Annotated in this window: 13 protein-coding genes; 5 read left to right on the forward strand and 8 right to left on the reverse strand. The window is 36.1% G+C overall.

Annotated elements, in window-relative coordinates:
- Window positions 1–217: 217 nt before the first annotated feature.
- The 5 genes from H6G25_RS02980 to bioB form a co-directional block, all read right to left on the reverse strand.
- Window positions 218–871 (reverse strand): hypothetical protein, encoded by a 654-nt coding sequence (locus H6G25_RS02980; RefSeq protein ID WP_242034869.1) that lies wholly within the window; start codon window positions 869–871, stop codon window positions 218–220.
- A 2-nt stretch (window positions 872–873) separates the two neighbouring features.
- On the reverse strand, window positions 874–1,941 hold the full coding sequence (locus H6G25_RS02985) for a type IV toxin-antitoxin system AbiEi family antitoxin (RefSeq protein WP_190391190.1): 1,068 nt from the start codon (window positions 1,939–1,941) through the stop codon (window positions 874–876).
- A gap of 162 nt (window positions 1,942–2,103) precedes the next feature.
- The gene (locus H6G25_RS02990; protein ID WP_190391191.1) at window positions 2,104–2,778 is read right to left on the reverse strand and encodes an MAE_28990/MAE_18760 family HEPN-like nuclease; all 675 of its coding nucleotides are present in this window, start codon (window positions 2,776–2,778) and stop codon (window positions 2,104–2,106) included.
- Complete coding sequence (locus tag H6G25_RS02995; protein WP_190391192.1) at window positions 2,778–3,860, reverse strand: DUF262 domain-containing protein; 1,083 nt, start codon at window positions 3,858–3,860, stop codon at window positions 2,778–2,780. Before H6G25_RS02995 ends, H6G25_RS02990 begins: the two co-directional genes overlap by 1 nt.
- Window positions 3,861–3,990: 130 nt before the next feature.
- Complete coding sequence (bioB, locus tag H6G25_RS03000) at window positions 3,991–4,992, reverse strand: biotin synthase BioB (RefSeq protein WP_190391193.1); 1,002 nt, start codon at window positions 4,990–4,992, stop codon at window positions 3,991–3,993.
- 78 nt (window positions 4,993–5,070) lie between these two features.
- On the opposite strand from bioB, the gene H6G25_RS03005 reads away from it, so the two are divergent.
- The 3 genes from H6G25_RS03005 to H6G25_RS03015 all read left to right on the forward strand — a co-directional run bounded on the left by H6G25_RS03005 (window position 5,071) and on the right by H6G25_RS03015 (window position 8,199).
- Window positions 5,071–5,643, forward strand: a complete 573-nt coding sequence (locus tag H6G25_RS03005) for a GNAT family N-acetyltransferase (RefSeq protein WP_190391194.1) — start codon at window positions 5,071–5,073, stop codon at window positions 5,641–5,643.
- A gap of 47 nt (window positions 5,644–5,690) precedes the next feature.
- Window positions 5,691–6,542 (forward strand): DUF6671 family protein, encoded by an 852-nt coding sequence (locus tag H6G25_RS03010; protein WP_190391195.1) that lies wholly within the window; start codon window positions 5,691–5,693, stop codon window positions 6,540–6,542.
- A gap of 199 nt (window positions 6,543–6,741) precedes the next feature.
- Window positions 6,742–8,199, forward strand: coding sequence for a YdiU family protein (locus H6G25_RS03015; protein WP_190391196.1), 1,458 nt, complete (start codon window positions 6,742–6,744; stop codon window positions 8,197–8,199).
- Window positions 8,200–8,351: 152 nt separating this feature from the next.
- On the opposite strand, the gene H6G25_RS03020 is transcribed toward H6G25_RS03015, so the two are convergent.
- Window positions 8,352–9,392, reverse strand: coding sequence for a glycerate kinase (locus H6G25_RS03020; RefSeq protein WP_190391197.1), 1,041 nt, complete (start codon window positions 9,390–9,392; stop codon window positions 8,352–8,354).
- 4 nt (window positions 9,393–9,396) lie between these two features.
- The gene (locus tag H6G25_RS03025; protein ID WP_028090780.1) at window positions 9,397–9,729 is read right to left on the reverse strand and encodes a DUF565 domain-containing protein; all 333 of its coding nucleotides are present in this window, start codon (window positions 9,727–9,729) and stop codon (window positions 9,397–9,399) included.
- 177 nt (window positions 9,730–9,906) lie between these two features.
- Between H6G25_RS03025 and H6G25_RS03030 the strand changes: the two genes are divergently transcribed.
- Window positions 9,907–10,494, forward strand: a complete 588-nt coding sequence (locus tag H6G25_RS03030) for a hypothetical protein (protein WP_347239142.1) — start codon at window positions 9,907–9,909, stop codon at window positions 10,492–10,494.
- Window positions 10,495–10,587: 93 nt separating this feature from the next.
- Complete coding sequence (locus H6G25_RS03035; RefSeq protein WP_190391199.1) at window positions 10,588–12,426, forward strand: glycosyltransferase family 39 protein; 1,839 nt, start codon at window positions 10,588–10,590, stop codon at window positions 12,424–12,426.
- Between the two features lie 249 nt (window positions 12,427–12,675).
- Here the strand turns inward: H6G25_RS03035 and H6G25_RS03040 are convergent, their stop codons facing one another.
- Window positions 12,676–15,879 (reverse strand): ATP-binding protein, encoded by a 3,204-nt coding sequence (locus H6G25_RS03040; RefSeq protein WP_199319636.1) that lies wholly within the window; start codon window positions 15,877–15,879, stop codon window positions 12,676–12,678.
- Window positions 15,880–16,780: the final 901 nt, after the last annotated feature.

Consider the following 16,780-nt stretch of genomic DNA (forward strand, 5'->3'; position numbering starts at 1 on the left):
TCTATAAACTAAATATTTAATTATTTATTAGCATTCACAACTCCTTAGTTAATCCATATTGAAGTGATTCAAACCGTTTCACTATTTTATCAAAAGTTTCATCCCATTCTTCAATATCTAAAATTTTAGGCATACATTGGGAAATATATGTGTCTTGTCCCAAAATTATCTCGACAATTTGTTTGATTTTGTTAATAGTTTCACTTTTAAATTTATTTTAGATATTTCTACCTATAAAAATAATAGCCGCTTCGTCTACTTCAAATCTTCCTTCTATAATTTCATCAATAAATTCATCATAAACGCGCTGTTCATCTTCTTCATTAGGAGATTTCAGTAATACTGTGATAATATCTTTTAAATCTTTATTTTCTCTTCTATTATTCCAAGCTAATAATTTCAAAGCTATAAAAGCGTCAATATCAGCTACCCGAATTTCTAACTTTTCAATTGTTATAATTTCTGTATTTACAAACGCTTCCTCTAAACCCAAAATATTCATTTGATTACCATCAGGCCAGTTAATTTCCTGATTTGGTTTACTTATATCACCAAAAGGAATAACATCAACTTCCAGTTCTGTTTCAATATGAATAAACTTGTGAATGACTCTAGTTTTCTTAAAAAGGGGATTTTGTCCAGTCGTCATTATACTAATCAGTAGATTATATCTCTCCCAATTATCTAATTTTACTGCTACATCCCAATCTTTTGTTGCACGACCTTGAACTTGATATTGACTATCAAAGATTAATATTCTTGCTTGAGCGCCTATCAACAGCATAGGAACTTCTAAAGAATCAATAATAGATTTAAAATCGGTAAGAAATTTTTTAGTTTCTAAGTCAATTTGAGGATATGAGTTTTTCATGTTTATACCATTTCCGCTATTTCTTGTCTTGTAATAATATATTTTTCATAGAGACGTTTAGCTGTTTCTTTTAGTCTTTCATCTGGATATAAACACAATTCTGCATGAATAAGTAAAGGATCTGCTACAGGTTCAAATGAGTCATATTTAGCTTGATTTTTATTACCAAATTGCTTCAAAATGATAATATTTCCCTTGGGATCTGGTTTGAGACGTAACATGGTTGTTATCGTCCGATAATTATATTCTTCAGGAATATGAATAGTCATGCTGATAGGTTTTAAATAACCTGTGATAATTGCAGCACCTAATTCTCCCCCAATTATAATTTTTTGATTTCGGGCTATTTCTAGTATTTGTTTCGATATATCGTTAAAATCTATATTTTCTCTGGTGCTAAATGTCCCTATTAAAAGTTCTGGACGCAAATTTTCTATATATCCCATTTCCCATCTTTCTAAAAGCTTTGTGTAATTTTCAATTCTATATGTTCCATTTCGTTGACGCTGTAAATAATTCAGTTGATACAAAGTTTCGAGACTGCGTTTTACAGTTTTAGAGTCAACACCTGCAACGTTTACTATCATTTCTAAAGTAGGATATTGTAAAATATATGGGTCTTGAAGTATAGGATAAGCAACTTTTAGTGTGCTGGTAGTAATTTTAGATTTTTTCCTTTGTGTTGAACTACTTCTAACTAAAATATATAGTGATGAATTGTTAAGGTAAATATTACCTGTGGTGTCAATAAATTCAATATTGTTTTCTAGCAAGGAATCCATAACTGCGTCAGAAAGTGCATTTGTAATGAGCAGTGTTCTCTTATCATGGCTTAGTTTTTCTTGCAGATGATGGATATAATTAATATTTGCATCAACTGTATCTAAAGTAATAGGAACTTTAATTTCAACTATATATTGGTGGATTTTGTTGTGAGGCGTATATATAGTTAAAAGTCCATCCGCGAGAGTGTTTTCTAAAAAAGGTTCTATAATTATTGTTGTCTCTATCTGGGGTAGTTCTTCCAGCTTTTGTATACATTTTTGTAACCAAGGATGCTTAGGTTGCATAGTATTTTAGAAATAAATGTTGCTATTATATCATGTCCAGTTGCATACTGATCGTATCTGTTGAGGCTGGTAATGGGTAATGGGTAATTGGTAATTGGGAAAAGGAAGTACAATGATGAACTATATCGTAAGTGATTGGGCGAACATAATTTCAGATATTTACTATTTGAGATAGGACTTTTCTATAAACCCAGTTTTAATTCTCTCAAACACTAAATCCATAAGTTTATCAACCAGCTTAATTGCTCTTTCTAAATCTTCTCTCTTTACTACTATAGAACCAGGTTCTCCATGAGCAACTTTATTTCTAATCTTGAGGAGGAATTTATCGAGTTCTTCTGTTAAGGAATATGCAGATCCAGGTTCTGGATAGTCTAGAATTTTATCCAAATTAAAATTAGATAATATTCTATTTAAGACTTTAAAACCTACATTGCTTTCTGTGCTTACATTTTCTGTTATTATCAGTGGATTAGTTTTATAAAACATACCCAACTTATTGAAAAACTTTACTTTGTCCTGAAAGTTATTTGGACTTGGATATTGTTTAAATTGGGGAAATGTATATTCAATATGATATATTATTATTGAATCACAAACTTTATCAATAGTAAGTTCTAATTTATTTAACTCTTGAACATATATTTTAAAAGCAGTTTGAATAAAACCTTCCCAAATAGAATAAATTATTGGGATTGAATGGTAAAGAAATAATTCTTCATCTCTTTGCGAAAATCCGTATCTGACATACAGCAATCTTAACCGTGACATTAATTCTCTTCTTTCTTCAATGTCTGACATTATTTCTTGTTCTAAAAGAGTAATCTGATTAGTCATTATTTATTGATGTTTCCAAATATTCTCTTTGCTTCTGTCAGACGATTGATAATTCTGTCTTTTTGATTATTTCCTCCTCTTCTAGACAACTTGATTAAAATTGTATCTTTACGTACTTCCTTATCTATTTTATTTAAGATCACTTCTGATGGTTGAGATTTGTAATAATCATAGTTTTCTGCCACACCAATTGTAATAACATCATAAAGCGCAGTGGCAAAATTGCCGTCATCCTGACGAAAAATCTTTGTTCCTAAAGGTTTAAGCAATGCAAATACTTGAGTAAATATTTTTTTGTATCCGTCATAATCAAAACTTTCATTTTCTAAAGCATCTTTCATAAATTTAGTCATGTGTTGTGAAATACTGGTGCGGACTTCTTTGAGATTGTTGTAAAGAGAAATAAATCTCAAAACCAATTCTTCATCATATAATTGCTCATATTGCTCATTACTTAAAGCGATTAATGTCCGAAAATCTTGATTAGCTGCAAGTTCTTTAAGAAAATCATTAAACTTAGGTGAAATATCCCTGTAAATACAATTTCTAATTTCCTGAGTAGTCAACGGAGAACCACCAGTATTCAATCTATTGAACAGTTCAAAGCGCATATCATATTTACTATTCCATCTCAGAATTTCAACTCTGCAAGTTGATCTTTTTATGTTTAGTCGAAATTGATTTGGTATGGTTTCATAAGTGAATCCTTCTAAAGATTCTACTCTTTCACCTTTCATCAACTCCCAATTATTTCTATTTCTAATACCTTCATCTTCACTTTTCAAAACTCCAAAAAACGAAAGTACAGTAGAAATTCTTTGTAGTCCATCAACTAATTCCCATACTCCATCTCCATCTTCGGCTACAAATATTGGAGGAATGGGAATACCTAAAAGTATAGATTCAATAAAGCGTGTTCTCTGTTCTTCATCCCAACGAAAATATCTTTGAAATGCAGGTTTAATAACAATTTCTTTATCTTCATACATACGCATTATTTCTCCGAAAGAAACATCAAGTCTATCGGTGTTTAATAAGTTTCTCTGTTCTTCGATTTGTATTTTCAGTTTTTCAATATCCATATTATTTAACGCTTAAAAATTTGCTGTGACTTATGGCTATTTTTGATTATATCAATTTTTCTAAATGAAATAGAAGATAATTTAGGTCAATTGGTTGGGTTGCGCTGTCGCTTAACCCAACCTACTTTTGTTATATCATCGCTGGAGTTGGTGTTTTTTCCTGCTTTTGAAATGGGGGACGCATTTCTAAACCAAGTAAATTCAACATTTCCTTATCTGCGTCATAATCGGGACAGGGAGTGGTTACAGTCAACATTTTATGATCATCGCTGGAAAAGATGGAATTTGCACCAGCCATGAAGCATAAAGCCTGTTCTACTTGGGAAAGTCTTGCTCTACCCGCACTTAACCGCACGTCAGATTGAGGCATAATAATTCTAGCAGTCGCAATCATCCGCACTACATCCCAAATTGGGACATCGGGTTGATTTTCTAAGGGTGTACCGGGAACTTGGGAAAGAATATTGATGGGTACAGATTCGGGGTGAGGTTGTAAACTGGAGAGAGTATGTAACATTCCGACTCGATCGCTAATATTTTCCCCTAAACCGAGAATACCGCCCGAACATACGGTAACATTAGTTTGGCGAACATTGGCAATTGTATTTAAGCGATCGCTATAAGTTCGAGTAGTAATTACAGTGCTGTAGTATTCCTCTGAAGTGTCAAGATTATGGTTATAAGCATATAATCCCGCATCTTCTAAACGCTTGGCTTGGTTTTCTGTCAACATTCCCAAGGTACAGCATACTTCTAAACCCATGCTGGTTACGTCCTTGACCATATCCAGGACTTCCTCAAATTGGGAATTATCCCGGACTTCTCTCCAAGCAGCGCCCATACAAACCCGACTAACACCGCTTTCTTTGGCTGTTTTCGCAATATTCATCACTGTTGCTTTTTGTAGCAGTGCTTCAGGTTTTACCTCGGTTTTGTAGCGGGAAGATTGAGCGCAGTAACCACAATCTTCTGGACAAGCACCAGTTTTAATAGAGATAAGCTTACAAACTTGTATTTGTTCTGGTTTATGATATTGACGATGCACTGTAGCGGCTTGGTAAATTAGCTCTAGAAATGGGGTGTTATATATTGTTAAAATCTCTGTTGGTTGCCAATTGTAGCGTATTTCCACTGTAATGATCCTTTTTGTAGTCTTGTGGTTTAATTTTTCATTAGTATAGCTGTTCTTAAAATATTTACATTTGAGTATATGACATCAGAGCCACCAATTTTGAGGAGCGATCGCCTATTATTAAGAATGGCCGTGATAGAGGATATTCCCTATATACTCAAATATTTTACGGAAAATAAAGAACATCTTACGCCATTTTATCCTAAATGGGATAAACATTTTTTTACTGAAGAATATTGGCAATATCAAGTAGAAACCAGTTTTTGGGAATTTGTCAATAACTATTCATTAAAACTTTTTATTTATTTACAACATCAGCCAAGAATTGTAATTGGAACTGCTAATTTTAACAACTTTGTTTATAATGCTGCTCAGTTTTGTCAGTTAGGATACAGTTTAGCAGAATCAGCACAAGGTTATGGTTACATGAAAGAAGCGCTCTCTATTGCTATTAATTATGTTTTTGAAGAATTAAATTTCCACCGCATTATGGCTAATTATATGCCGCATAATCGCCGCAGTGGTAATGTTCTTAAAAGACTCGGTTTTGTAGTCGAAGGATATGCTAGGGATTATTTAATGATTAATGGGAAATGGGAAGATCATATTTTCACCAGTTTGACAAATCCCCACTGGAGATCAGAATTATAATACCTCAAAAAGTCGGTCATTTATAGATAATTATGGAGAAATAAATTATGTCAATTTATAATAATCGCGGGGCTATTTTAGCGACAATGCACAATAAAGAAAAAGTAATTTCTCCTTTATTGAAAGAACATTTAGGAATGAATGTGATAGTTACTGAAGGGTTAAATACAGATGTTTTTGGGACTTTCACCAGAGAAATTAAACGTCCAGATACACAAGTTATTACTGCTAGGTTAAAAGCTAAAAAAGCCTTAGAAATGTATGATCAAAAAATAGCGATAGCTAGTGAAGGAAGTTTTACACCTCATCCCCTAATTCCCTATATTTATGCTAACCGAGAAATAATTATTTTTTTGGATAAAGAAAATAATTTAGAAATTATTGGTGAAGTATTTTCCACAGAAACTAACTTTAATCATCAAACTATCTCTAGTTTAGAAGAAGCTGAAGAATTTGGAAAAAAAGTAGGTTTTCCTGAACATGGTTTAGTAGTTTCATTTGATAATATATCCACAGGAAAAACAGAATTTATTAAAGGTATTACCAGCCAAGAAAACTTGATCAATTCAGTAGAAATTGCCATAAAAAACACAAAGGGTAAATTTAATATAGAAACAGATATGAGAGCAATGTATAATCCTACCAGGATGAAAAATATCGCCCTTACTACTCAAGACCTAATTAATAAAATTAATAGTTTATGTCCCCGATGTAATACTCCTGGTTTTATTATTAATCAGAAAATACCCGGACTACCTTGTGAACTTTGTCATCAGCCAACTTCATCAATTAAAGCAGTAATTTTTAAATGTCAAAAATGCAGTTTTACCCAACAAAAATTATTTCCCAACAATCAAGAATTTGCTGATCCTAGTTTATGTGAATATTGTAATCCTTAAAGCCTGGATTTTTTGAAGACCGCCTGGGAATAAATTCCCATTCTCATAGCCAAAGTCATCTGAAGATGACTAAAAATCCCCAGTTTACTCTAGTAAACTTTACTTATTGGCGCTAAAATGAATTTCAGGGTAGGTTTATCAGCCAATGGTAGACCTTTTTTGTCTATTATTAAAGAAATATCAATTAAGCCTAATTATAATGACTCTGGATGAAACTCCCAATCATACCTATTCTACCAATCCTTTGCTGACCCTCAACTATGAACCAGCCCTAGAATCTCTTGGTGATGAATATTACGATCAAGTTGTAGCAGAAGAATTTCCTCAACATACTCTCCGTTGGCGTAATGACGAACTATTACCCCGGTTAGGACTTGATCCCAAATCCGTAAAAGACGAGGATTTTATTAGTGCATTTGGTAAATTTGAGTACAGAGAACCCCTATTAGCCCTGCGTTATCACGGTTATCAATTTGGACAATATAACCCCCAATTAGGTGACGGTAGAGGCTTTCTTTATGGACAAGTACGGGGTATTGACGGAGAATTATACGATTTTGGTACAAAAGGCTCTGGGAGAACCCCCTACTCGCGCGGTGGTGACGGTATGCTAACACTAAAGGGGGGAGTGCGGGAAGTTCTCGCAGCTGAAGCACTTCATCGTTTAGGTGTGGGTACTTCTCGCTGTTTAAGTATGATTGAAACAGGTTTACAACTATGGCGTGGTGATGAACCCTCACCGACTCGTTCCTCTGTGATGATACGTATGAGTAAATCACATATTCGATTTGGGACTTTTGAGCGATTAAACTATTTCCAACGACCTGATTTAACTCAAAAGCTTTTAGATCATGTCATTGAGCAATATTACCCTCATTTACAGGCTGAAGATGATAAATATGCTTTATTTTACGCCGAATTAGTGCAACGAGTTGCAAAATTAGTAGCCCAATGGATGGCAGCGGGTTTTTGTCATGCAGTGCTGAATACTGATAATATGTCAATTACCGGGGAAAGTTTTGATTATGGACCCTATGCTTTTATTCCTACCTATGATCTGCAATTTACAGCGGCATATTTCGATTATTATAGACGTTATTGTTACAGTCAACAACCGGGAATTTGCAAACTGAATTTAGAACTTTTGCAAGAACCCTTAAAAGCGATAATTCCCCAAAATGATTTAGATATTAGTTTATCTAAATTCGGTGAATATTATCAAACCGAATATCGAGCTTTGATGTTGAGGAAATTGGGTTTTGCAGATTTACAATTAGAGGAAGCTGATGAATTTTTGCGATTAACTATTACCTTTTTACATGATAGTCAAGTTGGTTATCATCAATTCTTTGCTGATATAGCTAATACCTTTTCTAGTAAATGGAGAGATGATCCAGCTTTAGTAATGAATGGTTCAGAAATTATCCCCCCGTTGGGACAATCAGTAATCTTTGATAATTGGTGTTTTCTCTATCATAAAATCCTGAATCATTTTGATCTTGAACAAATGGATAAAATTGGGAAAAATTTAACCGAAACTAATCCAAAAACAGCATTATTAAGACCTGTAATTGAGTCAGTTTGGGAACAAATCACTGAAAATGATAATTGGCAACCTTTTTATGATTTAGTAGAAATACTGCAAAAAGGGAAGTAATACCAGAACCCCACCCCCAACCCCTTCCCCGCAAGGGAGGAGGGGGCTAAAATTTATCCATTCAAGTACGTACCAGTATATCGCTCATAAAAGAGATGTAAATATCTCCTTTCTCACTACCTCTGTGATCTCTGTACCTGGAGTGGTTCATTTCAAAAAGTCGGGGATGTAACTTTTCCAAAACTATGATCAGCATTAATTTCAATTACTAAATCAACAGAGGATGATTTCACTAAAGGATTAATAAATAATTCGGGGTGTAAAGAACGCCAAAAATAATTCACAAATTCCTCTATTTGTAATTCATTCATTCCTGATTTACCAGTAGCAATCATTTGTTTTTCCGCTTGTTTTCGCCATACTAAAGAATAACGATAATCTGTAGGATAAAGGACTATTAAACTATTCAATCTTTCCCAAAGTGGTAAATAATCTTTAAGTTGAGCATTCATATCAGCAGCAAATTGTCTATCTGCATCTGTAATAATAGGTGGTGGTGCTGTTAAAAACGCTCTGGGATTAATTGGTTGTACACCCACAAACCAACCTTCAAAGAGAACAATATCTACAGGATTTGTGATAAACTCAGGAGTAGTGCGATCGCCAGCGCCCCCATAAGCAGATTTATCAAATCTAGGAATCATGACAAGACCCTTGCCTTGAGCAACTTGATCGAGTACACTTAAAGCTAGGTGAATATCGTGGGTTCCAGGCGGTCCGCGCCAAAGCAAACGAGAATCCTGTTGTATTAAAGCCAAGCGATCATTATAAGTTTTGTACAAGTCATCCAAAGACAAACTTAAAGTCTGGTATCCCAAATGCTGGAGAATCAAACCCAGTATTTTAGACATGGTAGTTTTACCTGTTCCCTGTGAACCTAAAATACCTTGGATAAAAGGTTTACCTAACTGTTGACGCTGGTCTGCAATTTTGATACTCAAAGGTAGCCACAAATCCCATAGTACCTCTAACATTTTTTGGGGTTCAGTTTTTAAAGTAGTTTCACAAAACTGACTAAAATCAGGGAAAACTAACTTTAATAAGTCCCCTCTCCTTTGCATAACTGGGGCTACATTATCAGCAGTGATATTAAATACCTTAGCTCTCAAAGGATCTGCCAGGGCGGCGGCTTGTGCTAATAGTTGCCAAGACGTATCCGTTGTCAAAATTTTACTTAGCCATTCACTACTCATAAAATTAAGAACCCAGTTTCAAAGCTTCTAGAAATAGGCTGTAGATAAAACCAACTTTCAGATAGTTGAGTGTTTCTACCCAAAGTGCTGCCCGCGCCAACCAGGAGCGACTGTAAAATATTCTACTGAATATTTCAGTAAGTATCACTAAAAATGCAGCTACCACGATGTCTAATTCTGCCTTTTGTCCAGCGGTTGTTGATACTGCTGATCCCAAAAAAAAGCCAAACAGAAAACTAATTAGTATCAATGATAACCGTCGCCAAGGATTAAGAAACCATTGACTTAGGCTTCTAGTTATGGTGTCTAACAGGTTGTTGAGACGAGTATTTTGCATGGTAGCAAAGAACAGAAAACAGGGTGAGAAAAACTAGTTTTGATGCTGTGAAATTTGATAATCTACTTTAGATAATCTAAGTAAACCCTTTTACTTCCCATTGGGGATCAGTAATAACCATTGGATTTAGCCTACCAAAAATTTTATTTCTAAATGTATCCGACTATGAAAAATTCCATGTATCAGTATCGTAACTTGATGATTACTTTTGCGGCATTGGGACTAATTGGAATAATAGCAGCATGGTTAAATATCAGCATATCTTTTGAGTCTACAAATCCAGAAACAGCATCAACAGTCACCCCTAACACATTGCCTAGAGTGACTGATTTTGAAATTAATAGTATACCAAGTCAACCAGTAGAATCAAGTAGCCAAAAAAGAGAGTCTACCGTTTTGTCTGATCAGGTTAATTCAGATACTACAACTAAAGTACCAGGATTGCTGCGCGTCAGCAACAAAACAACTCAACCCATACGTCTGGTATTATTAGCCAGACAATTATCTCAAAAAAGTGCCAATGCTAATAAAATCAAATCTACTCCTCCCGCTCATTGGGATTTTGCACCAGAAGAAGGAAGTGAGAGAGGATTAGTTTTATCCTTGCCTCAAGCTAATTTAAGACTGGAGAAAGGCGACATTTTAGTAGCTTTTGCCCAAGATGGTTCTCGGCAATATTGGGGACCCTGTGTTGTCGGGGAAACTTCCTCCCCCCAATGGCAACCTCAAAGACAAGAATGGCAGTTGGTCTTACAAAATAGGTAATTGATAACAGCAGGAGTTTATTTGTATTTTGTTTGATTATAAACTATTGTGTATTAGCCAGGACACGATTACCGCGTCTTTAAGTACAAATTCATGAGCATAAAATTGAGTATTCCTGGTAAAATGGTTGATAAGTGGTTTCATTATTTACAGCAGCGTCCAGTTCTAGTTGTAGCTCTCTCTTCTCTATGGGTACTGGTAATTGGTTGGATAGCTTTTGGCTGGAATTTAGGTGTGGGCTTAATTGATGAAACTGAGCCACTTTTTGCCGAAGCTTCCCGACAAATGCTACTTACTGGTGATTGGATTACTCCGTTTTTTAACGGTGAAGCTCGCTTTGACAAACCAGCTTTAATTTATTGGTGTCAAGCCATCGCCTATTCTATTATGGGTGTGAATGAATGGGCTGCCCGTATCCCTTCTGTATTAGCAGCCATGGGCGTAATTGCTTTAGCGTTTTATACTGTACAGTGGTGTTTTACTCAAAAGGACGAATTAGAACAAGTTACCAACTTACCCAGACGTTACTTAACAGCAGCGGTGGCCGCAGCTTTAATAGCACTTAACCCAGAAATGATCGTTTGGGGCAGAACTGGGGTTTCTGATATGTTACTCACAGGCTGTATAGGTTCAACTTTGTTATGTTTTTTTCTGGGATATGCTCAGAATCACAGACCAGTTGTCATTGCCAATTGGCAATTTCCTAATCAATGGTACTTAGCAAGTTATGTTTTAATTGCTGGAGCAATATTAACCAAAGGTCCGGTAGGAATTGTTTTACCAGGACTAATTATGATTGCTTTTGCCTTGTATATCGGCAAATTTTGGCAGATTTGGCGGGAAATGCGGCCGATTTTGGGCATGGTTATAGTTTTAGTCCTATCACTTCCCTGGTATATTTTAGTAACTTGGCGTAATGGCTGGAATTTTATTAACGCTTTCTTTGTGTATCATAACATAGAACGTTTTACGGAAGTCGTCAATGGTCACTCAGCGCCTTGGTATTTCTACTTTTTAGTTGTGTTGCTGGGTTTTGCGCCTTATGCAGTATATATCCCTGCGTCCCTATTTAGGCTAAAATTGTGGCGGCGATTATATTGGTTACAACAAGAACGTTCTCAACAATTAGGTTTATTTGTCAGTTTATGGTTTTTGGGCGTATTTGGATTTTTCACCGTTTCCGTCACCAAATTACCCAGTTATGTGTTACCCTTGATGCCAGCAGCAGCTATTCTTGTGGCATTATCCTGGAGTGATCTTTTCCCCACTTCACAAAACTCCACCCCAACCCATCTCGCCTTTTTACGTATCAGTGCTTGGATAAATGTAATTTTCCTTACATTTATTTCCATAGCCCTGTTTAATCTTACCAAAATTGTTGTACTTGATCCTGCTGCTCCTGAATTATATGCAGAAATGGAGAAATCAGGTATACTCAAATATGGGGGCATAATTTGGTTAATAACTGCTCTGATCTCGTCTGGCTCGATATTAACTCACCGTTACCGACAGATTATCGTCATTAATTTAGTCGGATTTATGGCCTTTGTTGCTCTTGCTTTAATGCCTGCCGTTTTGATCATGGACCAACAGCGTCAACTACCTCTGAGAGAATTATCGGCCCTAATTGTTGAATTAAAACAACCCAATGAAGAATTAATTATGGTTGGGTTTAAAAAACCTACTCTGACGTTCTACACGAAACAAAATGTTAATTACATTGAACTTTCCCAAGCAGCTCTAAAATACATTCAAAACCAAGAATCTCAAAAAACTAGATTATCATCATTATTAATGCTAATTGAACAAAGAAAATTTCAAGAAATGGACTTACAACCAGATACTTATAAAAGTCTAGTCGTAAAAGGATCTTATCATTTAATTCGTATTCCTCTTTCTGTGAAAATAGACAAAAAGAATACAGCATATTGATTGCAAGTCAAAGAGGTACAAGTTTTAACCACAAAGCCTTGCAGTTAAAGGGTTTTGCTGCTGTAAGTCCAACTTATCTTGAAACAGATAACTTTTATGGCTGCAGATATAGGGGGTAAGATGCCTGCACCACAATGTTTAAGCTAAGTAGGTTGGCGTTAAAAATTGTCCTTATAACAAGGGAACAGGGAAGAGGTTTTGGGCAACTTTACTTTTCGTTACTTATGTCGGTTTTTTCCGTTCACCTACTTAACTAGATAAAGCTTGATTTATCTGAGTTAATAGCTCTTCCATAGAAATAGAACGGGGTAATATCTGGGTAGCAATTTCACTTACCGCAGTTTCTACAGAAGATGTATATCTTTGCTTACGGGATTTTGTACTATTGTGATTGTGATAATTAGGCTGATTTAATTTTTGGTCAAGTACCAAAATTGGGGGTAATTTAAAGGATAAATCCCCCAAGGACTGTATAGCTTTGTGTACTTCTTGATGCATCGGCGTTTCCTGTAAACAAATTAATAGTAAGTCAACACTTTTATGACTAACTTGTTGTAAAACTTCCGACCAACAACTAGCAATAGAAGCTCTAAAACCAGCAGTTTGTAAGTATTGAATTAGAGCTTGAAACCACTCATAGCCTCTATTACCGGGCTGATTTTTGAGATTGAGAGTAGAATTTTTAATTAACTGATAATTCTTAACTGGTTTGCGATTGATTTTGGGTAAATCATGCAACATAGTTACATCTACCACGAGAATATTGAGTGGACAACTGATGCCGGCAGCAATTTGTAATACAGATGATAAAGCATTTCCCTGGTAATTGTGGGCATCATTTTCCTGATGCAAGGGACTTAAACAAGGAAATACAGACAATCCTGGTATTTGGGAAGCGGCTAAAGTAGTAGCAACATCACAAGTGACCAATGGTAAAGTTGCTAATCGCTGGTGTTTAGTTAATTGTTGTAGATAAGTGCGAGCCGTAGAAATTTCCATATCTAGTAATATCACATCAAACTGCCAGACTCGTGCTAACAAATCTGCTTGATCTAAATCATCTACTTCAATAACTCGATGTTCTCGGAGGGAAGGGTAGAGATTAACCGCTTCTAATTCTGGATTTACTAACCGGAGAATTCGTAGAGGGACAATCTGAGGATTTTGATTATTTTCCATCCCTGAATGCTGAACTTTTAGAGATGTGGATAATTTTTCTAATAGTGTAGTCAATAGGTGGTGTTTGATGGGTAAACTTAAAAAACTATCAGCCTGTTTAGTAAGTGCTTGCTCCTTTTCAGCCGCTGTAGCCGTGACAACAACATGAATGTGACGAGTTAAAGCATCAGATTTCAATATAGTTAAAACATCCCAACCTGAGAGTAAAGGTAATAAAGGGTTTAAAAATATAGCCTTTGGTTGTAAACGTCGAGCTTTTTCTAATGCTTCTGTTCCCGATCTAGCAATGACAACACGATAACCTAAACCTTTGAGTTGTTCAGTTAATTCTTCAATATATTGGGCTACTGCTTCCACCACTAACACTAATCTTGGGGAGGAATTAGGTTGGTATTGTGGAGAATTGTGGAGATTTTGACGACAAGAATTGGCAGTGTTGCCTATTTCCCGCTTTTCTGGTTTTATATCTTCAGAGTCGTTAAAACTGAGTTTTGGTGGACTCGGTGGTAAAAGCAGGGTAAATTGACTACCTTTACCCTCACGAGATAGGAAACTGACATCTCCACCATGTAAGCGAGCCAAAGCTCTGGTTAAGACTAATCCTAAACCCGTTCCTTCAAACTGACGGGTGAGGGGGTTTTCTAATTGCTGGAATTTTTGAAAGATTAAATGTTGTTGTTGTTCAGGAATCCCAATACCTGTATCCCAGACAGTAAAAGCAATCCAACCTTCCCAACGACTTACCCGTAACCCAATTTCTCCAGATACTTCTGTGAATTTAAAGGCATTAGAAAGTAGATGTGCCAGCATTTGACGCAAGCGTAATTCATCCGCTACCATTTGTTCTAAACCCGGTTCAATGGCCAGACTAAATTGACGATGAGACGAACTTTGATTTTCTGCTGGGGATAATTGTTGAGTTTTGTTATTTTGCTGATAGATATTTTTTACATCTGATAAAGCTCGTTCACAGACTACCTGAATTTGTACTGGGGTGAAAGTGAGTTGCATTTGTCCAGTTTCCATGCGAGTCAAATCTAAAATATCATTAACCACACTCATCAAATGTCTGCCACTTTGGTGAATTAGCCCAGCATAACGAGCTTGGCGCTCATTTAATTGTCCCAACTGTTGGTCTACAAGTAGTCGAGATAGTCCTAAAACTGCCGTTAGTGGTGTTTTTAATTCGTGACTGATACAAGCTAAAAATTCATCTTTTAAGCGATTGAGTTGAATCAAATCGGCGTTTTTTGTTGCCAATTCCTTGCAAAGTTGTTGTTGTTCCGTTACATCTGTTGCTAATATTAGCCATAGGTCATCGGTAGTTGCCGGCACTGGTGACTCAGAAACCCAAACTTGCAACTCCCTACTATCCAAAGGGATTTTGGCAAATTGCCAAACCCGTTCTTGACCATTTTTGATTTGCACCACACAAGTACAAATACCCAGATGCGTATCTAAAACACAGCGGTCAGAACCACTATTTACATTGACGGGTGACTCTTCCAGAAATGGTAAAGCTGATGATGAGTCATCTGAAAAAACCGTTGGGGAGACAGTTGTTTTGGGACTCGTGAAAGGATCTGGTTTCAGATTTTCGGACTCATGAGCATAAATATAAGCAGATTTTTGAGAGTGAGTCGGGGCAAGTATGGTCTCTACCTGTTTTCTAACACCTTCGATGTCTTTTAATGCTCCCAATTGTTGCCACCAAGCAGGATTTTGGGTGATTACTTTGCCATGACTATTTTGTAACATAATTGGCCAAGGCAGTTGCCCTAACAAATGGACTATGGATGTGTGTATTTTTGGCGGTTCTTTTTCCTGATTGATGATTGAGTTAATAGGATTTTTGTTTTGAGCTAAGAGTTGCAATAAGCGTAAAGTGTCCACTATTCCCAGAAGTTTACCATCTGAGTCAACCAATGCCCAATCTAAATTTCTTTGTTGTTGAGTTTCTTGGTATTGTAAAAATAGGCGGAAATGTTCTAGACTCTGTGCTGCTGATATGGTTTGTATTGGTTCTAAAAGCGATTTATCCAGCTGTGAGAGTGGTCGCTGTAAATTTAAAAGGTAGTCATCAGTGGTTGCTGCTAATAATTGTGGCAGTAACCGAGCAGAGTATAACAAACCAATTGGGACTTGTTGTGAATTGACTACCATCAAGCGATCGCACTGTTGGTTGGTAAAAATATCCAGCACGGTTGCTAGAGTATTTGTTTCTAAGCAGATTGGTACATTTGCTAGAAATTGATAAAGCGGGTACTGTAGCATTGATATAATTCCTCAGTGGTCATTCTGCTGATGATCAACTCCGGCCTCACCATTAGCCTTCGTTGAGATGGTCTTCAAGCCTGAAGCAGTATCCGGCCAGAATATTGAGAATGGCTACGCTATTGTGGGATTCCGGTTACATATTTAGGAATTACGCACAATATAATATCTGGAGAAATCTGGAGAAACCTTCTTTCCTTCCTGTTCTGTCCCTTGCGGGTGCTTTGCGAACGCTGCTTTCTGGTTTATGCTTTCGTCGTTTGTTGTTTCGTAACTTGTGGGTAAGCCCTGACATTGACAAACCGCGCTGAAGAATTTCCCTCAAAGCAGATAAATCCAGACAAACCAAATATTGAATAGTTTTGGTATTTTCATCAGTGTTACATACGGTCAGTATTTTGATACTATCTACAGGTAGATAAGCCTTAAGCTACAGGCTAGATTAAGAGCCAGGCTGGGGGTTTGGCTATGACTTCGGCACAGTCCACGGACTGAAAATAAATGAACTCAAAGCCAATCTTGGATGATTTTCCCCCTCACGGTGCGAGATGTGAATTTTCATAGTCAACAAGTAACCATCTTGACAAGATTATTACTTGTATTGAAAGTCATTACTTTTGAAAGTGACAACTACAACAATAATTATGACTCCAAAGATTCGCTTTAGAACCTTGAGGAATTATAATGATTTAAAATGCGACAATTCTTTAAGTTTGTTTAAGTATCTTATCAAGGAGTAAAGTAATGTAACCTAAGTCCAAGTTTGATTTGTTAATGTACTTATCAATGATTCCTAAGTACGCCCATTAATATAAGTTATCCTGTTTAAGCCAACTAAATATGCTTAGTTACTGACTTATATATGTCACTCCTACATAATACCCATGATTTATCAACCGTA

It is taken from the genome of Dolichospermum sp. FACHB-1091 (assembly GCF_014697585.1).
Lineage (GTDB): Bacteria > Cyanobacteriota > Cyanobacteriia > Cyanobacteriales > Nostocaceae > Dolichospermum.